This window comes from Caulobacter flavus (assembly GCF_003722335.1).
Taxonomy (GTDB): Bacteria; Pseudomonadota; Alphaproteobacteria; order Caulobacterales; family Caulobacteraceae; genus Caulobacter; species Caulobacter flavus.
The window spans coordinates 868,447-887,750 of record NZ_CP026100.1; the positions used below are offsets into that span (position 1 = coordinate 868,447).

At 69.9% G+C, this 19,304-nt stretch carries 18 protein-coding genes; 15 read left to right on the forward strand and 3 right to left on the reverse strand.

The genetic code is table 11. The annotated features are described in order from the left end of the window. The first annotated feature begins 72 nt into the window (after nucleotides 1–72). From C1707_RS04165 to C1707_RS04180, 4 genes are all read left to right on the forward strand, one after another. Nucleotides 73–732: a class I SAM-dependent methyltransferase gene (locus tag C1707_RS04165; RefSeq protein WP_101711020.1), complete on the forward strand. Its 660-nt coding sequence runs from the start codon at nucleotides 73–75 to the stop codon at nucleotides 730–732. Between the two features lie 43 nt (nucleotides 733–775). Continuing rightward, a complete protein-coding gene (locus C1707_RS04170; RefSeq protein ID WP_101711019.1) occupies nucleotides 776–1,129 on the forward strand; it encodes a VOC family protein in 354 nt (117 codons plus the stop codon). Between the two features lie 294 nt (nucleotides 1,130–1,423). Beyond that, nucleotides 1,424–1,930, forward strand: coding sequence for a zinc/iron-chelating domain-containing protein (locus C1707_RS04175; RefSeq protein ID WP_101711018.1), 507 nt, complete (start codon nucleotides 1,424–1,426; stop codon nucleotides 1,928–1,930). A gap of 186 nt (nucleotides 1,931–2,116) precedes the next feature. Continuing rightward, a complete protein-coding gene (locus C1707_RS04180; RefSeq protein WP_101711017.1) occupies nucleotides 2,117–3,901 on the forward strand; it encodes an ABC transporter ATP-binding protein in 1,785 nt (594 codons plus the stop codon). Here the strand turns inward: C1707_RS04180 and C1707_RS04185 are convergent. Further along, nucleotides 3,882–5,678, reverse strand: a complete 1,797-nt coding sequence (locus C1707_RS04185; RefSeq protein WP_101711016.1) for a DUF4153 domain-containing protein — start codon at nucleotides 5,676–5,678, stop codon at nucleotides 3,882–3,884. The two genes, C1707_RS04180 and C1707_RS04185, sit on opposite strands and share 20 nt — an antisense overlap. Before the next feature lie 153 nt (nucleotides 5,679–5,831). Here C1707_RS04185 and C1707_RS04190 point away from each other — a divergent pair, with 153 nt between their 5' ends. The 3 genes from C1707_RS04190 to C1707_RS04200 all read left to right on the forward strand — a co-directional run bounded on the left by C1707_RS04190 (nucleotide 5,832) and on the right by C1707_RS04200 (nucleotide 10,007). Next, on the forward strand, nucleotides 5,832–7,367 hold the full coding sequence (locus tag C1707_RS04190) for a UbiD family decarboxylase (RefSeq protein ID WP_101711015.1): 1,536 nt from the start codon (nucleotides 5,832–5,834) through the stop codon (nucleotides 7,365–7,367). Nucleotides 7,368–7,395: 28 nt separating this feature from the next. Next, nucleotides 7,396–8,007: a hypothetical protein gene (locus C1707_RS04195; protein ID WP_101711014.1), complete on the forward strand. Its 612-nt coding sequence runs from the start codon at nucleotides 7,396–7,398 to the stop codon at nucleotides 8,005–8,007. A 176-nt stretch (nucleotides 8,008–8,183) separates the two neighbouring features. Then, on the forward strand, nucleotides 8,184–10,007 hold the full coding sequence (locus C1707_RS04200; protein ID WP_101711013.1) for a M14 family metallopeptidase: 1,824 nt from the start codon (nucleotides 8,184–8,186) through the stop codon (nucleotides 10,005–10,007). Between the two features lie 22 nt (nucleotides 10,008–10,029). Here the strand turns inward: C1707_RS04200 and C1707_RS04205 are convergent, their stop codons facing one another. Beyond that, nucleotides 10,030–10,968, reverse strand: a complete 939-nt coding sequence (locus C1707_RS04205; protein ID WP_101711012.1) for a LysR substrate-binding domain-containing protein — start codon at nucleotides 10,966–10,968, stop codon at nucleotides 10,030–10,032. A gap of 74 nt (nucleotides 10,969–11,042) precedes the next feature. On the opposite strand from C1707_RS04205, the gene C1707_RS04210 reads away from it, so the two are divergent. From C1707_RS04210 to C1707_RS04230, 5 genes are all read left to right on the forward strand, one after another. After that, nucleotides 11,043–11,759, forward strand: coding sequence for an SDR family oxidoreductase (locus tag C1707_RS04210; RefSeq protein WP_101711011.1), 717 nt, complete (start codon nucleotides 11,043–11,045; stop codon nucleotides 11,757–11,759). A 95-nt stretch (nucleotides 11,760–11,854) separates the two neighbouring features. Beyond that, nucleotides 11,855–12,256 (forward strand): MAPEG family protein, encoded by a 402-nt coding sequence (locus tag C1707_RS04215; RefSeq protein ID WP_101711010.1) that lies wholly within the window; start codon nucleotides 11,855–11,857, stop codon nucleotides 12,254–12,256. Between the two features lie 52 nt (nucleotides 12,257–12,308). Then, the gene (locus tag C1707_RS04220; protein ID WP_101711009.1) at nucleotides 12,309–13,640 is read left to right on the forward strand and encodes a TldD/PmbA family protein; all 1,332 of its coding nucleotides are present in this window, start codon (nucleotides 12,309–12,311) and stop codon (nucleotides 13,638–13,640) included. Next, nucleotides 13,637–14,419, forward strand: a complete 783-nt coding sequence (locus tag C1707_RS04225) for a 3'(2'),5'-bisphosphate nucleotidase CysQ (RefSeq protein WP_101711008.1) — start codon at nucleotides 13,637–13,639, stop codon at nucleotides 14,417–14,419. The genes C1707_RS04220 and C1707_RS04225 overlap by 4 nt, the downstream gene beginning before the upstream one ends. A gap of 29 nt (nucleotides 14,420–14,448) precedes the next feature. Beyond that, a complete protein-coding gene (locus C1707_RS04230; RefSeq protein ID WP_101711007.1) occupies nucleotides 14,449–14,673 on the forward strand; it encodes a DUF4170 domain-containing protein in 225 nt (74 codons plus the stop codon). Between the two features lie 132 nt (nucleotides 14,674–14,805). Here C1707_RS04230 and C1707_RS04240 read toward each other — a convergent pair whose 3' ends face one another. Beyond that, on the reverse strand, nucleotides 14,806–15,471 hold the full coding sequence (locus C1707_RS04240; protein WP_101711005.1) for a fused DSP-PTPase phosphatase/NAD kinase-like protein: 666 nt from the start codon (nucleotides 15,469–15,471) through the stop codon (nucleotides 14,806–14,808). Nucleotides 15,472–15,601: 130 nt separating this feature from the next. Between C1707_RS04240 and C1707_RS04245 the strand changes: the two genes are divergently transcribed. The 3 genes from C1707_RS04245 to C1707_RS04255 all read left to right on the forward strand — a co-directional run bounded on the left by C1707_RS04245 (nucleotide 15,602) and on the right by C1707_RS04255 (nucleotide 19,303). Continuing rightward, complete coding sequence (locus tag C1707_RS04245) at nucleotides 15,602–17,395, forward strand: ABC transporter ATP-binding protein (protein WP_101711004.1); 1,794 nt, start codon at nucleotides 15,602–15,604, stop codon at nucleotides 17,393–17,395. Beyond that, nucleotides 17,392–18,096, forward strand: coding sequence for a lysophospholipid acyltransferase family protein (locus tag C1707_RS04250; RefSeq protein WP_101711003.1), 705 nt, complete (start codon nucleotides 17,392–17,394; stop codon nucleotides 18,094–18,096). Before C1707_RS04245 ends, C1707_RS04250 begins: the two co-directional genes overlap by 4 nt. Before the next feature lie 181 nt (nucleotides 18,097–18,277). Further along, nucleotides 18,278–19,303, forward strand: a complete 1,026-nt coding sequence (locus C1707_RS04255) for a cation diffusion facilitator family transporter (RefSeq protein WP_101711002.1) — start codon at nucleotides 18,278–18,280, stop codon at nucleotides 19,301–19,303. Nucleotide 19,304 lies beyond the last annotated feature (1 nt).

Sequence of the window (19,304 nt, forward strand, 5' to 3'; positions counted from 1 at the left end):
CCGTCACGGCGCTGATAGCGCCGCGCCACCTCCCCCGTTTCACGGGGGAGGAGAACGCCTATAACCCGCCCCATGATCGTCCAGACCCTGGAAGGCCGCCGGGCCTTCATCGCCGACAACACCCGCCTGCTGCCGACGCCGCACGCGCCCGAGCTGGTGCTGCACCTGGCTGACGAGATCACGCCGCTGTGGAAGCTGACCGAGGAGGCGCTGGAGGCGATCGGCCTGCCGCCGCCGTTCTGGGCCTTCGCCTGGGCCGGCGGCCAGGCCCTGGCGCGCTACGTCCTGGACCATCCGGAGATCGTGCGCGGCAAGACCGTCGTCGACTTCGCCACCGGCTCGGGCATCGTCGCCGTCGCGGCGATGAAGGCCGGCGCGGCGAGCGTGCTGGCGGCCGACATCGACGTCTTCTGCGAGGCGGCCGTGGCCATGAACGCCGCGGCCAACGGCGTCGAGATCGCCTTCACCGACGCCAACCTGCTCGACGCCCCGCCGCCGGAGGCCGACGTGCTGCTGGCCGGCGACATCTGCTACGAGGGCCCGATGGCGGCTGCGGTCATGGCTTGGCTGGCGAAGGGCCGCGCGGCCGGCGCGACGGTGCTGGTCGGCGATCCGGGCCGCACCTACTTCCCCAAGGACGGCCTGGAAAAGCTGGCCGAGTATCAAGTGCCCACCACCCGCGAGCTGGAAGACCTGGCCATCAAGCGCACCAGCGTCTGGACTCTGCCCTGAGCGGCGACTAGAACATAATAAGAACATACCGAGGAGCACGCCCATGCGCGAAGACGGCAAGATCGACTACATCGAATGGGCGGGCGGCGAGCTGCCGGCGACCAAGGCCTTCTACGCGGCCGCCTTCGGCTGGAGCTTCACCGACTACGGCCCCGGCTACACCGCCTTCGAGGGCCAGGGCGCCGACGGCGGCTTCGTGGGCGACGTGACGGAAGAGCCGGCCAAGCCGCTGGTGATCCTCTACGCCCACGATCTCGAGGCCATGGAAGCCAAGGTCACCGCCGCCGGCGGCGTGATCGTCAAGCCGATCTTCGAATTCCCCGGCGGCCGCCGCTTCCACTTCATCGACCCGGCCGGCAACGAACTGGCCGTCTGGAGCGCGACCGGCTTCGAATAGGATCCTCCCCCTCTGGGGGACTGTTGCGAAATTCGGAACGTCGAAGAACAGACCAGAATCCGTTCGAGAACAGTTCGGAATCAAAAGGGGAAAGTCGTTCTTGTTTTACCCCATTATGCAACGATCCCCCTCTGGGGGAGGTGGCCCGAAGGCCAGGAGAGGGTCGGTTTCAGCCGCCGCGTTCCTGGCCGCGATCGCGCGCCCTTCCCCCCTTTCGAGGGCAGACCCGCAAAACCGTCACACATCGCTTTCAAACTCCGCCGCCTGACGATCGGCCGAGCGCGGGGGAGCGACATGGGCGAGCGGACCTGCGGTTCCTGCGGCCTGTGCTGCAAGGTGCTGGCCATCGAGGCCCTGGCCAAGCCCGACGGCGTCTGGTGCGGCCATTTCCGCAAGGGCGGCGGCTGCGGCTCGTACGAGACCCGCCCGGGCGCCTGTCGCGACTTCCACTGCCTGTGGCTGAGCTCGGAAAAGCTGGACCAGGGCTGGCGGCCCGACAAGGCCGGCTTCGTGATGTACGCCGACCGCGACGGCAAGCGCCTCAACGTGGTGGTCGATCCCGGCAAGCCGACAGCCTGGAAGCGCTCGCCCTACTACGAGCGTATCAAGGCCATGTCGCGCCGGGCCTATGACGGCTACGAGCTGGTCGTCTGCGTCGGCGATCGCCGCACCGTGGTCTTCCCCTCCGAGGACGTCGACCTGGGCGTGCTCGACCCGTCGCACAAGCTGGTCAGCGGCTATGTCACCCGCGACGGCGCTCAGGTTCCCTTCGCCATCGTGCTGAGCGACGCCGAGGATTGAAGAGCACGCCTCTCGGAAGCGACATCGCCCGACCACCGTTTCCCCCGCCCCCTTGGCTTGGATCCTGGACACGGGACCCAGAAAGGCGAAGAGGGGCGGGCGGACGCAGGGTTTCAGGCCGAAACCTGGCAGCAGGGCGCCAGCTTGCCGTTCCCTCTGGCGGCCGAGAGGCCTATCTAGCCGGCCATGAGCGATTTCGACGACGAGGATGACGAGAGCGGCAAGCGCCGGGCGCTGTCCAACGGCCAGGTGCTGGGCTTCCTGGCGCGGTTCTGGCTGCGTCGGAAGACGATCTTCGCGGCCGGCGTGATCCTGACCCTGGTGGCGGTGGCCTTCGACCTGGCCCTGCCCTGGGCCTCGGGCAAGCTGATCGACGTGGTCGCCGCGGGCCACAAGGACCAGGCGTGGGGCGCCTGGGCGGCCTTCGTCGGCGTCTATCTGGCCTTCTCGCTGATCCGCAATGTCGCCCACCGGTTCTGGATCCCGCTGGCCGCCCGCAACATGGAGGAGATGACCAACGAGGGCTTCGCCCGCGTCCAGGCCTTCTCCTCCGACTGGCACGCCGACAGCTTCGCCGGCGCCACGGTGCGCAAGCTGACCCGCGCCATGTGGGGCTACGACAGCGTCACCGACGCCTTCACCATCTGGCTCGTGCCCAGCCTGATCGTGCTGGTCGGCCTGTCGGTGATGATGCTGGTGCGCCAGCCGCTGGCCGGCGCGATCTCGCTGGTCGTGGTGGTGCTGTACCTGGCGGTGAACCTGTGGATCACCGAGCGCTACGTCCGCCCGTCGAACCTGAAGTCCAACGCCCTGGATTCCGCCATCGGCGGGGCCCTGGCCGACGCCGTGACCTCCAACCCCACCGTCAAGGCGTTCGGCGCCGAGGCCCGCGAGACCGAGCGCCTGGCGCAGGTCACGGCCGCCTGGCGCGACGCGGTGATGGTCACCTGGAACCGCTTCACCGACGTGTGGCTTGGCCAGAACCTGCTGCTGGTCGTGCTGCAGGCGGGCCTGTCGGGCGCGATGGTCTGGAGCTGGCTGCAGGGCAAGGCCGGCCCCGGCGACGTCGCCTTCGCCATCACCGCCTTCCTGCTGATGAGCGGCTATCTGCGCAACATGGGCGAGAACATCCGCATGCTGCAGAAGGGCCTCGACGACAGCGAGGACGCCGCGGCCTGGGCCACGCTCGCCCCGCAGATCGCCGACGCGCCCGGCGCGCCCGCCTTCGTCCCCGGCCCCGGCGAGGTCGCCTTCCAGGGCGTCACCTTCGCCTATCGCAACGCCGGCGCGCCGCTGTACGACCGCTTCTCGCTGGACATCGCGCCGGGCGAGAAGGTGGCCCTGGTCGGCCCGACGGGCTCGGGCAAGTCGACCTTCGTCAAGCTGATCCAGCGGCTGCACGACCTGCAGGGCGGGCGGGTTCTGATCGACGGCCAGGACGTCGCGCGGGTGACGCAAGGATCCCTGCGCCGCGCCATCGCCGTGGTGCCGCAGGACCCGGCCCTGTTCCACCGCTCCCTGCTCGACAACATCGCCTACGGCCGCCCGGACGCGACCTTCGAGCAGGTGGTCGAGGCGGCCAAGAAGGCCCGCGCCCACGACTTCATCCTGAAGCTGCCGCACGGCTACGACACCCTGGTCGGCGAGCGCGGCATCAAGCTGTCGGGCGGCGAGCGCCAGCGCGTGGCCATCGCCCGCGCCTTCCTCACCGACGCTCCGATCCTGGTGCTGGACGAGGCCACCTCGTCGCTCGACGTCGAGACCGAGGCCCTGGTGCAGGAGGCCGCCGAGGCCCTGATGCAGGGCCGCACGACCATCGTCATCGCCCACCGCCTGTCGACCGTGCGCGGCGCCGACCGCATCCTGGTGTTCCAGAACGGCCGGCTCGTCGAGGAAGGCCGCCACGCCGACCTCAAGGCGGCCGGCGGGGTCTATGCCCGCCTGAACGCGGTCAGCGAGGGCGCCGCCTGACCCCGGACACGGACTCGTCGTCGCTCGCGCAGCGCTGCTGCTCCGGCGTGATCCGCAGGCGTTCGCCCGCGAAGGCGAGGTCGGGCATGTCGGGCGTCAACGTCTGCAGGTCGCCGGTCATGAAGCGCGTCATCTCCTCCTCCGGATCGACGCCGCGCGGATAGCAGTCGGTCAGCTTGAAGAAGCCATTGCGGCTCCAGCCCGCCTCGCCGCGCCGATAGACCGCGACGCCGTCGCCGGCCTCGATCAGCACCTCGGGAACGCCGTCTCTGTCGAGGTCGTGGAGGTTCGCGCGGCAGGGCTTGTCGTTCGCGACGCAGAACGGCGGGTTCAGCTCGTTCTCGAACTGGGCCTTGAAATCGGCCGGCAAGACCTGGCCCTTGGGGTGGACCTGGATCTGGGACAGGTCGCGAGGCTTGCGCCGCGGCTCCGACAGGTCGAAGGGCTTCTCGGCCTTCAGCGCCGTGGCCGCGCCCGTGCTGACCGCCGGGTTCCGGTCCTTGGCCAGGACGGCCAGGGCCTCGCGCCCGGCCTTGCCGGCCTCGAAGCGCAGGAAGGCATAGTCGAAGGCCTCGGGCTTGACCTTGCCCGCCGCCAGCCTGGCGACCTGGTCCTTCACCGACAGCCGCGCCGGATCGGCGAGCGGGCTGAACAGGGCCAGCAGCACGGCCACGGCCACGAAGGCCATGGCGATGTTGGTCGCCTCCAGCGGCTTCATCCAGGCGCCCGGCTTCAGAGCGGCGAGCGCATAGCCGATGGCGTAGCCGGCCGCGACCACGACGCAGGCGCTTCCGTACACCCGCTCGGGCGTCAGGCCGTACTGGTTCACCCGCAGCCAGATGGCGTAGCCCGCCAGGACGGTGATCGGGGCCAGCAGCAGGCCCGCGATCCGAGCCGCCCAGGCCAGCACCGCGGCGGGACGCTCGGTTCCGTCCTGGTAGGCGGCGTTGGTCAGAACGATCAGGGCGGCGCCCGCCGTCAGCAGCAGGGCCGCGGCCTTCTTGGTGGCCCACAGCAGGTCCAGCCCCTTGAACGGCAGGGTCAGCAGGAAACCGGCCGCGATCAGCACCATCAGCGGCAGCAGCCAGGCCAGCAGGGTCAGCGACACCGTCCGCACCCCGCGCACCAGGCCGGCGCGGACGTCGGTCAGTTGCACGGCGGCGGCGAACATCACCGTCGTCGCCGGCCAGCCGAACCACGGCTGCTCGATCAGCTTGTCGATCGCCTCGATGCCGATCATCGAGAACAGGGCCGAGGCCAGGTGCAGCAGCAGCCAGAAGGCGCCGGTGAACAGGGCCGACAGCCCCAGCTGCACCCCGTGCTTCCAAGTCTCGTCGAAATAGGTGGTGAAGCGCGCGATCGGCCGGCGCTCCATCTCGGCCGGCTGCACGAGGTGATGGCCGATGAACAGCAGGGCGGCGATCGCCAGGATCACCGCGCCTTCGGGGAGAACCGAATAGGGCGTCATCCGGATCTGGCCGCTGTCGACCGCATAGGCGGCCAGTCCGCCGGCGACCAGCACCGCGATCAGCTTCCAGGCCGCCAGCCTGCTCCAGCGCATGGCCGACAGCCCGGCCAGCACCACGAACGGCACGAACAACACCACCGCCGAGATCGCGGCGAACGCCATCGGCTGGGTCGACGGCCAGGCCTTGGCCTTCAGCGCGTGGTCGAGGCCGAACAGCAGCAGGCCCTGGGCCAGACCCGTGGCCAGCCGGGCGACGGCGACGCGGCGCACGGCCTTGGGGTCGGCGGTTTCCGGCGTGGGATCGGTCATGGCGACGCTCTGCTCAACTCTGAAACGCGGCCCCAAGGGAGCACACCCATCGGGGCGCGACTAGGGCGAAGCTTGCTCCGCCGCGCCCCTCGACGCCTTGCCCCGACGCACGCCCGCCCCTAGGTTCCGCGCCGTTCCAGGAGTTTCCCGCCCATGGCCTACCGGTCGCTTCGCGAATTCATCGACGTGCTAGAGGCCCAGGGCGAGCTGGTGCGGGTCAAGGAGCCGGTCTCGTCCGTCCTCGAGATGACCGAGATCCAGACCCGGCTGCTGGCGACCGGCGGTCCGGCGGTGCTGTTCGAGCACGTGCTGCTGCCCGACGGCAGCCGCTCGCCGATGCCCGCGCTGGCCAACCTGTTCGGCACGGTCAAGCGGGTGGCGATGGGCGTGACCCTGGGCGGCGAGCCGCGCACCACCGCCGGCGAGCTGCGCGAAGTGGGCGAGCTGCTGGCCTTCCTGCGCCAGCCCCAGCCGCCCAAGGGTCTGAAGGACGCCATCGACATGCTGCCGCTGGCCAAGACGGTGCTGTCGATGCGCCCGGGCACGGTGAAGAAGGCCCCGGTGCAGGAAGTCGTGCTCACCGGCGACCAGATCGACCTGTCGAAGCTGCCGGTGCAGACCTGCTGGCCGGGCGAGCCCGCGCCGCTGATCACCTGGGGCCTGGTGGTCACCAAGGGCCCGAGCAACGACCGCGAGGACGACTTCAACCTCGGCATCTACCGCATGCAGGTGCTGGGCAAGGACAAGGCGATCATGCGCTGGCTGGCCCACCGCGGCGGGGCCCAGCACTACGCCCGCCACAAGAAGGCCGGCAAGAAGGAGCCCCTGCCCTGCGCCGTCGTGCTGGGCGCGGACCCAGGCACGATCCTGGCCGCCGTGACGCCGGTGCCCGACACCCTCAGCGAATACCAGTTCGCGGGCCTGATGCGCGGCGCCAAGCTGGACCTCGTGCCCTGCAAGACCGTGCCGCTGATGGTCCCGGCCCAGGCCGAGATCGTGCTGGAGGGCCACGTCCTGCTCGACGAGTACGAGGACGAAGGCCCCTACGGCGACCACACCGGCTACTACAACAGCGTCGAGAAGTTCCCGGTCTTCCAGGTGACCGCGATCACCATGCGCAAGGACCCGATCTACCTGACCACCTTCACCGGCCGTCCGCCGGACGAGCCCTCGGTGCTGGGCGAGGCGCTGAACGAGGTGTTCATCCCGCTGATCCGCCAGCAGTTCCCCGAGATCGTCGACTTCTGGCTGCCGCCCGAGGGCTGCAGCTACCGCATCGCCGTGGTGTCGATGAAGAAGGCCTATCCGGGCCACGCCAAGCGGGTGATGCTGGGCGTCTGGAGCTACCTGCGCCAGTTCATGTACACCAAGTGGGTGATCGTCGTGGACCACGACATCGACGCCCGCGACTGGAAGGACGTGATGTGGGCGATCAGCACCAAGATGGATCCCGCCCGGGACATCACGGTGATCGAGCACACCCCGATCGACTATCTCGACTTCGCCAGTCCGGTCAGCGGCCTGGGCTCCAAGATCGGCCTCGATGCCACCGACAAGTGGGAGCCCGAGACCAACCGCGAATGGGGCGAGGAGATCCGCATGGACCAAGCCGTGGTCGACGCGGTCAGCGAGAAGTGGTCGCGCCTGGGCCTGCCGGGCGAAGGCAAGCCGATCTGGAAGGGCAAGTAATCCGCAGCGTCTGAAATCGGGGGATTTCGTGGACCCATTCGAGTTCTTCTTCAGCTTCTACGGCCTGCTGCTGGGTTTCTCGGTGGCCGAACTGGTGGGCGGGTTCGCACGCCTGCTGCACGAGCGGCGCACGGTGCGGTTCGGCTATCTGACGCCGCTTCTGGCGCTGTTCGTGGCCATCGACATCGCCAGCTTCTGGAACCAGGCCTGGGTGATCTTCCGGCCCGCGCCCTACAACTACGCCCTGCTGATCGTCGGCCTGGCGGTGGCCAGCACCTTCTACGTCGCCGCCACCCAGGTCTTCCCGCGCGAACTGAAGCCGGGCGAGGACCTGGACGACCACTTCTGGGCCCGCAAGCGCCTGGTCCTGCTCAGCGTCATGGGCGCCAACCTGCTGATCGCCGCGCTGTTCGTGGGCCTGATCAGCCTGAACGGCGAATTCGCCAAGCTGCGGCTGGGCCCGGGCTTCTGGGTGGGCACGCCGCTGTTCATGGTCCTGACCCTGGCGGCGGCTCTGGCCCGGCGGCGCTGGATCGTCACCACCGCGCTCGTCGTGCTGTTGGCCTATCAGACCTGGCAGATCCTCGGCTCGGCCAAGGCCCTGATCGACAAGGGCGGCTGGCTGCTGACCGGAGGCTGACGCGACGCGTGGCCCTCGCCCTTCGACAAGCTCAGGGTGAGGACCATTCCCGGACGCCGAGCAGAAGAAAAACCTCATCCTGAGCCTGTCGAAGGACGAGGTTTTCGCCACCAACGCCGCTTGCCGACAAGACTTGGCCTCTTGTCATCCCTACGCGGAGGCGCGACGACAGGGCCATGCGCTCGACCGCTCTCCTCACCCTCGCCCTGCTTGCATTGGGAACGCCCGCCATGGCCCAGACCCCCGCCGACAAAGCCCCCTGGGACCAGGCCTTCCTGCCCCCGGCCCCGCAGTGGCAGGGCGCCAGCCTGGCGCTGATCCGCGACGCCTCCGATCCGTGGATCACGCCGTTCGAGGCCGACCCCGGCCACGACTTCTCACCCACCTATGTCGACACCCGCGCCTGGTTCGACCGGCTCGACAAGGCCAGCAAGCTGGTGCGCGTCGAGGACTTCGGCGTCTCGCCCGAGGGCCGGCCGATCTTCGCGGTGATCGCCAGCAAGGACGGCGACAAGCTCGATCCGAAGAAGCCGCTGCTGCTCGTGCAGTGCGGCATCCACCCCGGCGAGATCGACGGCAAGGACGCGGGCATGATGCTGCTGCGCGACATGGCTTTCCACGGCAAGGACGGCCTGCTCGACAAGGTCAACCTGGTGCTGATCCCGATCCTGTCGGTCGACGGCCACGAGCGCTCGGGCCCCTATTCGCGCCCCAACCAGCGCGGGCCGCGCATCCAGGGCTGGCGCAACACCGCCACCAACCAGAACCTCAACCGCGACTTCATGAAGCTCGACCAGCCCGAGATGCAGGCGCTGAAGCGGCTTCAGGCCAAGTACCACGCCGACCTCTATGTCGACGTCCACGTCACCGACGGCATGGATTACCAGTACGACGTCACTTACGGCTACAACGGCGAGGACGGCGTCTGGTCGCGCTCGCCGGCCACGGCCAAGTGGCTGGACGCGGCCTTCAAGCCGGCCATGAACAAGAGCCTGGAGGCCGAGGGCCACATCCCGGGCGAGCTGGTGTTCGGCGTCGACGAGCGCGATCCCAAGGCCGGCCTGTCGGACGGGGGCTTAGGCGAGCGGTTCTCCAACGGCTGGGGCAGCGCCGCCCACGTGCCGACCATCCTGATCGAGAACCACAGCCTGAAACCCCACGCCCAGCGGGTGCTGGGGACCTACGTCTTCATCGAGACCTCGCTGAAGCTGCTGGCCGAGAAGGGCGGCGAACTGCGCGCGGCCGTCGCCGCCGACAGCGCCCTGCGCCCGGCGACTATCCCCGCCAACTTCGTCGCCGACGACAAGCCCGGCGTCACCCGCGCCTTCAAGGGCATCCGCTACGAGACCTATGAAAGCCCCGCCTCGGGCGCGACCGAGATCCGCTGGCTGGGAGAGGCCGATCCGGAGCTCTGGCAGCTGCCGTTCTACGGCTCGCACCCGACCCTGCAGCTGGTCCGGCCCAAGGCCTACTGGGTGCCCAGCTACCGCGCCGACATCATCGAGCGGCTGAAGCTGCACGGGGTGAAGGTCGAGACGCTGGATGCGCCCAGGACCGTGCCGGTCGAGATGCTGCGCCTGGTGGATCCCAAGCTCGCCCCGCGCGCCAACGAGGGCCACGTGCAGATGAGCGTCGAGCAGGTGACGACGGAAGCGCGCGACTGGACCTTCCCCAAGGGCTCTGTGCGGGTGTCGACCGACCAGCCGCTGGGCGACCTCGTCGTGCTGCTGCTCGAGCCGCAATCGACCGAGAGCGTCTTCGCCTGGGGCATGGTCCCCGAGGTGCTGAGCCGCGTGGAATATATCGAGCCCTACGCCATCGCCCCGCTGGCCGAGAAGATGATGGCCGCCGATCCGGCCCTGAAGGCGCAGTTCGAAGCCAAGCTCAAGGCCGAGCCCAAGTTCGCCGCCGATCCCGACGCGCGCCTGGCCTGGTTCTACAAGCGCACGCCCTTCTACGATCAGCGCCACCTGCTCTATCCGATCGCCCGGGAGAAGTAGGGAGAACGTGAGGCCCCTCTCCCTATGGAAGAGGGGACGAGTCCCAAGGCCGCGCCGCGCCATAGCGCTCGACCAGCGCGTCCACCGCCGCCCGCAGACGAGCGCTCGGATACGGCGTGCGGGGCCAGACGAGGTTGACCGGCAGGGGGCTGTCGAACACGCCGTCGAGCACCGTCTCCAGCCGTCCGGCCGCCAGATCGGCGGCGACCAGCCAGCGGGGGACCATGGCGATCCCCGCGCCGGCCAGAGCGGCTTGGGCCAGCATCTGCGCATCGCCCAGTCGCGCGCGGCCGTCCACGGCCAGGCTACGAGGCGCACCGTCCGCGTCGATATATGGCCAGGGCGTCGGGCGCCCGTCGCGGGCCTCGACCAGGCAGTCGTGGGCGGCGAGGTCCTCGATGGTCTTTGGCCGTCCGCGCGCGTCGAGATAGGCCGAGGTCGCGCAGATCACCCGCCGCTGCACGCCCAGCGACCGGGCCACGAGGCCGGCGCGGTCGTCCAGCACGCCGATCCGCACCGCCAGGTCGACGCCCTCGCCGGTCAGGTCGACCGGGCGGGCGTCGAAGCTCGCCTCCAGCCGCAAGGCCGGCCAGCGGGCCAGCAGCTCCAGCAGCACCGGCATGACGAAGGCCCGGCCCAGCAGCGGCGGCAGGGCCACGCGCAGCAGGCCCGACGGCTCGCCCCGGCCTTGTTTCAGCTCGGCCTCGGCCTGGGCCAGGCCCGACAGGGCCGCCACGCAGCGGGCGTGATAGAGGCGGCCGTCCTGCGTCAGGGCCACGCTGCGGGTGGTGCGGGCCAGAAGGCGCACGCCCAGCCTGGCCTCCAGCCGCTGCACCGCCTTGCCTACCGCCGAGGGTGAAAGCCCCAGCACCGGCGCCGCGGCCGCGAAGCCGCCATGCTCGGCCACGGCCACGAAGGCGCGCACGCCGCTGTATCCGTCGAGGGAGGGGATCGAAGTCATTCCCGAATTGATGTCCGGGATGATCGGAATTCAAGTCGTTTCCGTCGCCATCCGCCACCCCCTAGCCTTGCGGCATGCGATACGATGACAAGACCCTGGTGGTGATCGGCGGCGGCTCGGGGATCGGGCTGGCCACGGCGAAGGCCTTCGTCGAGGGCGGAGGTCGCGTGGTGCTCGGCGGCCGCTCGGCGCAGCGGCTGGAGGCCGCCCGCGAAAGCCTGGGCGCTGCCGCCCAGATCGCGACGATCGACGTGTTCGATCCGGACTCCGTCGCCGCATTCTTCGCGCCCCTGGAGCGGATCGACCACCTGTTCACTCCGGCCGCGACCTACGCGATCGCGCCCTTCGACCATCCCGACGAAGCCGCCCTGGCCTCGCCGTTCGACGGCAAGTTCTGGGGCCAGGTGCGCTGCGTGCGGGCCGCCGCGCCCAAGCTGGCGGCCGATGGCTCGGTGGTGCTGATGTCCGGCGCCGCCAGCGCCCGGCCGCCGAAGGGCGCGGCTCTCTATGCCGCCGCCAACGGCGCCATCGAGGCGTTCGGACGCGGCCTGGCGGTGGATCTGGCGCCGATACGGGCCAACGTGATCGCCCCCGGCACGATCGACGGCGACCTCTGGGCGCGCCGCCCGACGGAGATCCGCGACGCAGCCTTCGCCGGCCAGGCCGCCGGCTCGCTGGTCGGCCGCCCCGGCGCCGAGGCCGAGATCGCCCAGGCGGTGCTGTTCCTGCTGATCAACGGTTTCACGACGGGGACGACCCTGTTCACGGACGGCGGCTACAGCCTGCGCTGACACGTCAAAGCCAAGCTTCCGTAACGTCACCAGTTGCCATCGGCGTGGAAGCCAGGGCCTTATGCGGCCCCGCTTTCTGTACGAAAGGTCCGTCGATGGACGTTTCCGCCTCCGGCCACGCCGCCGCCCTGTGGGCCGGCCTGCATGTGTTCCTGCTGCTGGTGCTGTCGCTGCTGGTCGTGCGCGGCCGCCAGAAACACAAGGTGGCCCTGGGCGACGGCGGGGTGCCCGAGCTGGCCCAGGCCGTTCGGGCTTTCGGCAACGCCAGCGAATACGTCCCCACCGGCCTTGGCGTGCTGGCCGTGCTGGCCGTGGTCGGCGCCCCGGCCATCGCCATCCACGGTGTCGGCCTGGTGCTGTTCGCCGGCCGCCTGATCCACGCCGTGGGCCTGTCGCGCAGCGGCGGCGCCTCGGTGCCGCGCGCCATCGGCATGATCTGCACCTGGCTGGCCTACGTCTTCGGCGGCGTGATCCTGCTGTTCTACGCCATTCCCTGACAATCCGGAGGGCGGCGCTTGCTCCGCCCCGTCCGCCTCGCCATAAGACGCCATGGACGAAAACCTGTTGCATGACGTCGTCGCCGCCGCGCGCAAGGCCGGGGCCGACGCCGCCGAGGCCGTGTTCGCCGAGCGCCAGTCCCTCTCGGTGGGCGTACGCCTGGGCGAGCTGGAGGAAGTCGAGCGCGAGGAGGCCAAGGACCTGGGCCTGCGCGTCTTCGTCGGTCGCCGCAGCGCCACGGTTTCCGGCTCGGACGTCAGCCCCGAGGCCCGCGCCAAGCTGGTCGAGCGCGCCGTCGCCATGGCCCGCCTGGCCCCCGAGGATCCCTATGCCGGCTTCGCGCCGAAGGACCGCCTGGCCAAGGGCCCGTTCCCCGACCTCGACCTGATCGACACCTACGAACCCTCGGCCGAGACCCTGGAAGACCAGGCCCGCGCCGCCGAGGCCGCCGCGCGCGCCATCGAGGGCGTGACCAATTCCGACGGCGGCTCGTCGAGCTGGAGCTCGACCTTCTGGCGTCTGGCGACCAGCGACGGCTTTTCCGGCCAGCACGCGGCCACGGGCTTCGGCATCTCGGCCTCGGCCATCGCCGGCGAGGGCGCGGGCATGGAACGTGGCGGCGAAGGCCGCTCGGTGCGCCACGCGCAGGATCTGCCCTCCCCCGAGGCCATCGGCGCCAAGGCCGGCCAGCAGGCCGTCTCGCGCCTGGGCGCGCGCAAGATCGGCTCGACCACCGCCCCGGTGATCTTCGAGAACCGCCTGGCCATGTCGCTGATCAGCCCGCTGATCGGCGCGATCTCGGGCCCGGCCATCGCCCGCGGCACCTCGTTCCTGAAGGACAGGCTGAACCAGAAGATCTTCGCCGCCGGCGTGCAGCTGACCGACGACCCGCACCGCGTGCGCGGCCTAGGCTCGGCCCCGTTCGACGACGAGGGCGTGACCACCGTGCGCCGCGCCCTGATCGACGACGGCGTGCTGACCACCTGGCTGCTCAACAGCGCCAGCGCCCGGCAGCTGGGCCTGGAGACCACCGGCCACGCCTCGCGCGGCTCGGCCGGCGCGCCGGGCGTCTCGACCCACAACCTGACCCTGGAGCCGGGCGATCTCGACCTGGCCGGCTTGATGGGCCAGGCCAGGGAGGGCCTGCTGGTCACCTCGATGTTCGGCCCCTCGCTGAACGGCAACACCGGCGACTGGTCGGTGGGCTGTTCGGGCTTCTGGTTCGAGAATGGCCAGATCGCCTATCCGGTCACGGAAATCACCGTCGCCGGCAACCTGATCGACATCTACGGCCGCCTGGTCGTGGGCTCGGACCTGGAACTGCGCGGCGCCAGCAACAGTCCGTCTCTGCTGGTCGACGCCCTGGCGATCGCGGGCAAATGACGGCCGACCTCGACCTGATCCTCGACGCGGCCCGCGAGGCCGGCGCCCTGGCCCTGGCGGCTCGGGCCAGGGGCGTGACGATCTGGTCGAAGGACGGCGGCTCGCCGGTCACCGACGCCGACCTTGCGGTCGACGCCCTTCTGAAGGAGCGCCTGCGGGCGGCGCGGCCCGACTACGGCTGGCTGTCGGAGGAGACGGTCGACGACCCGGCCCGCCTGACCACCGGCCGCCAGTTCGTGGTCGACCCGATCGACGGCACCGTCGCCTTCATGAAGGACAAGCCGTGGTTCGCCGTCTCGGTGGCCGTGGTCGAGGACGGCCGGCCGATCGTCGGCGTCGTCCACGCCCCGGCCCTGGACGAGACCTATGCGGCCACGCTCGGCGGCGGCGCGACCCTGAACGGCGCGCCCCTGGCCCCCAGCCTGTCCACCGCGCTCGACGGCGCGGCCATGCTGGGCGACGCCAAGATGTTCGCCCACCCGGCCTGGCCCCAGCCCTGGCCGCCGATGCGCATCGAGGCCCGCAACTCGATCGCCTATCGCATCTGCCTGGTGGCGGCCGGTGCCTTCGACGCGGCGATCGCCCTGACGCCCAAGAGCGAGTGGGACTTGGCGGCCGCCGACCTGATCTGCGGCGAGGCCGGAGCGTTGCTCACCGATCACCTCGGCCGAAAATTCGCCTACAATCGGCCGAATCCGACGGTTCCGAGCCTGGTTTGCGCGAATAGGGCGCTTCACCCGTTGATCCTGTCACGCGTCGGGCATATCGACCTGCCATAATCAAAAACTCCGCAGGATCTTGCTCCCCCATGTCCGACAAGCAGCTTCTTCATATCGTGATCGGCGGCGAACTGAAGGATGTCGCCGGCATCGAATTCCGTGACCTGTCGAAGGTCGAATTCGTCGGCGCCTACCCGACCTACAACGACGCCCACGCCGCCTGGAAGGCCAAGGCCCAAGCCACCGTCGACAACGCCCACGCCCGCTACTTCATCATCCACGCCCACAAGCTGCTGGACCCGAGCGCGGACTGAGTTTGAAGAACCTCCCCCCGTGGGGGAGGCGGCCCGAAGGGCCGGTGGGGGGAGCGACCGCAACCTCGGCGGATCCTCCCCCCTCCGTCGGCTTCGCCGACACCTCCCCCACGGGGGGAGGCTCCTGACGCTCTACTCCCGCCGCAGCAGCTTGTCGGTCAGCACCTTGCCCAGCATGCCGGCGCGGAAGGTCTTCTTCATCTCGACGGGATCGTAGTCGTCGCTGTCGACCCACTGGGTGAAGGTCAGCCCCTTGGGCGCGCCCTTCTCCAGATACTGGTCGAAGGTGTAGTCGAGCACCCCGGTGTTGCCCTGCCTGATGTGGAGGTAGCGGCCCGACAGCTGCTTCTTGGCCTCCTCGATCGGCAGGCCCAGGCGGTAGTGGGCGTAGAGCACGCTCATGATGCCCGCCCGGTCGGCTCCCGACTTGCAGTGGATCAGGGCCGGGTACTCGATCGTCTCGAACAGTTCCTTGGCGCCGTGCACACGCTGGCGGATCGGCACCTCGCGCGAGGTGATCACGAAGTCGACCATCTTGATGCCCAGGCGCTCGCAGGCGTCCTTCTCCAGCGCGTAGAAGCTGCCGTCGAAGCCGCCGCGCAGGTTCACCACCGTCTTGACGCCCTGCTTCTTCCACCAGGCCAGCTGGAACGGCCAGGGCTGGTTGGTGCGCACCAGTTCGGGGCTGATCCAGTGGGCGTTGGTGAAGCCCACGCGCAGATAGGCGTGATCGTTCCACAGGAAGTGGAGATAGGTCTTGAAGCGCCCCCAGCGCGTGGAAAGGTCGAAACCGGCCAAGTGGCGATCCTCTGAAAACGCGCCTAGATACGTGTCGCCGGGGCTTATTGCAAAACCCCCGCGTCGTTTGGCCTCGTACTGATGCGCCGGCGTCCTTGACAGCCCCCCCGCGAAATCCGACCCCTCGCCCATGACCGACGCCGCCGAGACCGAGCTTTCCAACCGCGCCCTGGCCGCGCGGGTGTGGCGCGACTACCTGCGGCCGCGCTGGAGGGGTTTCGCCGTCTCGGTCGTCAGCGCCGCCATCGTCGCGGGCCTGACCTCGCTCCTGCTCGGCATGGTCGGCCCGGCGGTGGATCACCTGATCACCCGTCCCCAGCCCTGGGCCCTGTGGAGCATCCCGCTGGCCATCGTCGGGATCGCCATCGCGCGGGCGGTCTTCCAGATCCTCCAGGCCAGGATCATCAACGGGATCGGCAACGGCGTCGTCGGCGACGTGCAGGTCGCCCTGTTCGGCAAACTGGTGCGCGCCGATCTGGCCCGCCTGCGCGGCGCCCATTCGGGATCATACGTCGCCTCGATGCTCTACGACGCGGGCCTGATCCGCGAGGCCTCGACGACCGGCATCGTCAACTACGTGCGCGAGAGCCTGGTGGTGATCGGCGCCATCGGCACGATGTTCTACTACGACCCGATCCTGGCCCTGGCCGTGCTGCTGATCGCGCCGGCCGTCAGCGCGGTCACCCGACGCTTCTCGAAGAAGACCACCAAGGCGGCCAAGGGCGCCATGGGCGAGACCTCGGCCCTGTCGACGGCGATCATGGAAAGCCTGGACGGCATCAAGATCGTCAAGATGGAGAACCGCGAGGCCGACGAGGAGGCCCGCGTGGGCGAGGTCGTCGGCCGTCGCCAGAAGCACCTGATCAAGGGCAGCAACGCCAAGGCCATGGCCGCGCCCGTCACCGAGGCCTTCACCACCCTGATCGTCGCCGCCGTCTTTCTGTACGCGGGATGGCGCGCGACCAGCGGCGGCGTCACCGCCGGCGACTTCCTGGGCTTCCTGGGCGCGCTGATGGCGGCCGGCCAGTCGCTGCGCCAAGTGACCAATCTGCAGACGGTGATGGCCGAGGGCTTCACCGCCGCCCGCCGCCTGTTCGCGGCGCTCGACGTCGAGGCGACCATCGTCGATCCGCCGGGAGCCGGGGCCCTGCCGCCCGGCGAGGGCGGCGTGACGCTGGACCATGTCGACTTCGCCTACGGCGAGGGCGCACCGGCCCTGGCCGACGTGTCGCTGAGCGTGCGCCGGGGCGAGACCGTGGCCCTGGTCGGTCCGTCCGGCGGCGGCAAGAGCTCGATCCTCAACCTGATCCCGCGCTTCTACGACGTCACGGCCGGCTCGGTCAGCATCGACGGCCATGACGTGCGCTCGGTGACCCTGGCCAGCTTGCGCGACCGCATCGCTCTGGTCACCCAGGAGCCGTTCCTGTTCGACGACACCATCCGCGCCAACATCGCCTACGCCAAGCCCGACGCGACCGATGCCGAGATCGAGGCCGCCGCCCGGCAGGCCGCCGCCCACGACTTCGTCAGCGCCCTGCCGGAAGGCTACGACACCCGGGTCGGCGAGGCCGGCACGCGCCTGTCGGGCGGCCAGCGCCAGCGTATCGCCATCGCCCGGGCCTTCCTGAAGAACGCTCCGATCCTGCTGCTCGACGAGGCCACCAGCGCGCTCGACACCGAGAGCGAGGCCCTGGTGCAGGCGGCGCTGGAACGGCTGATGGCCGGCCGCGCGACCATCCTGATCGCCCACCGGCTGTCGACCGTGAAGCACGCCGACCGCATCTACGTCATCGACAAGGGCCGCGTCGTCGAGACCGGAACCCACGCGGGCCTGGTCCGCGCCAAGGGTCTCTACGCCCGCCTGGCCAAGGCCCAGGACCTCGACCACGCCCCCGTTTCCGACTCCGAGGAGACCGCCTCTTGAGGCCTCTGCGTTCCCCCCTGGTCATCAAGATCCTGTCCTCGATCTTCGCCGGCTATTCCAAGCTCGTCTTCATGACCCTGCGCATGACCGTCGAGGGCCAGGACAAGGCCGAGGCCGTCTGGGCGCAGGGCCGCACCAAGGGCTCGGGCGCGATCCTGTGCTTCTGGCATTCGCGCATCCCGATGTCGCCGCTCAGCTGGCCGCAGAGCCCGGCCCGCCAGGACATGCGCGCCCTGATCTCGCTGTCCAACGATGGCGAGTTCATCGCCCGCACGGTCGAGAAGCTGGGCTTCCCGTCGATCCGCGGCTCGTCGGCCAAGAAGAGCGACCTGGCCAAGAACAAGCACGGCGAGCAGGCCTTTCGCGACATGGTCAAGTGGGTGAAGGACGGCGGCGGCATAGCCATCACGCCCGACGGCCCCCGCGGCCCGGCCGAGCACATGGAGAAGGGCACGCCCTCCCTCGCCCGCGTCACCGGCGCGCCGGTGATCTTCGTGGGCCTGGCCGCCAAGCCGTGCATCCGCCTGGGTTCGTGGGACCGCACGCTGATCCCCCTGCCCTTCGCCAAGGCCGCCATGGTCTGGGACGGCCCCACCGGCGCCGGCCGCGGCGACGATCCCGACACCCTGGCCGAGGACTGGGCCGACCGCCTCTCGGCCGTGACCCGCCGGGCCGAAGAGATCGTGGGGCTGGAGGACTAAAGACCCTCCCCCTGAAGGGGGAGGTGTCGGCGAAGCCGACGGAGGGGGATGTCATCGCCCCCGTCTTCACCGCCGCCAAGGTCTCGGAAACTTCCCCCTCCGGCCCTTCAGGCCACCTCCCCCTTCGGGGAGAGGGTCGAGAGCGATTGATCCCCGCCCGCCTTGGTGGGATGTAGACCCCATGCCGCACGACCATCCGGGCCACGATCACGACCACGATCATCACGACCATGACCACGACCATGGTCATGAGCATGGCGGCCACGCGCATGGTCACGGCCATCACCACCATGTGCACGGGCATGGCCACCACGGCCACAGCCACGCGCCGGCCGACTTCGGGCGCGCCTTCGCCATCGGCACGGCGCTGAACCTGGCCTTCGTGGCGGCCGAGGCCGCGGCGGGCTTCTTCACCGGATCGCTGGCCCTGCTGGCCGACGCCGGCCACAATCTTTCCGACGTGCTGGGCCTGCTGCTGGCCTGGGGCGCGTCAGTGCTGGCCAAGCGCGCGCCCACGGGCCGTCGCACCTACGGCCTGCGCAAAGGCACGATCCTGGCCTCGCTGACCAACGCCGCCCTGCTGCTGGTGGCCGTCGGCGCCATCGCCTGGGAGGCCGTCCGCCGCTTCGCCGACCCGCAACCCGTGGAGACCGGCCCGGTGATGATCGTCGCGGCTATCGGCATCGCCATCAACACCGCCACGGCCCTGATGTTCATGAAGGGCAGCAAGGACGACCTCAACGTTCGGGGGGCCTTCCTGCACATGGCCGCCGACGCCGCCGTCTCGGCCGGCGTGGTGGTGGCCGCGCTGGCCATGTGGGCCACCGGCTGGCTGTGGCTCGACCCGGTGGTCAGCCTGGCCATCGTCGTGGTCATCGTGCTGGGCACCTGGGGCCTGCTGCGCGACTCGCTGGACCTGGCCCTCGACGCCGCCCCGCGCGGCATCGACCCCAAGGCCGTGGCCGACTGGCTGGCCGCCCAGCCGGGCGTGGCCGAGGTGCACGACCTGCACATCTGGGCCATGAGCACCACCGAGACGGCGATGACCGCCCACCTGGTGCGCCCCGACGAAGCCGACCACGACCAGTTCCTGCACGACGTCTGCGGCCAACTGGCCAAGCGCTTCAACATCGGCCACTCGACCCTCCAGATCGAGCGCGGCGGGCAGGCCCATCCCTGCGCCCTGGCCGCCGAAGGCAGCGTGTGAG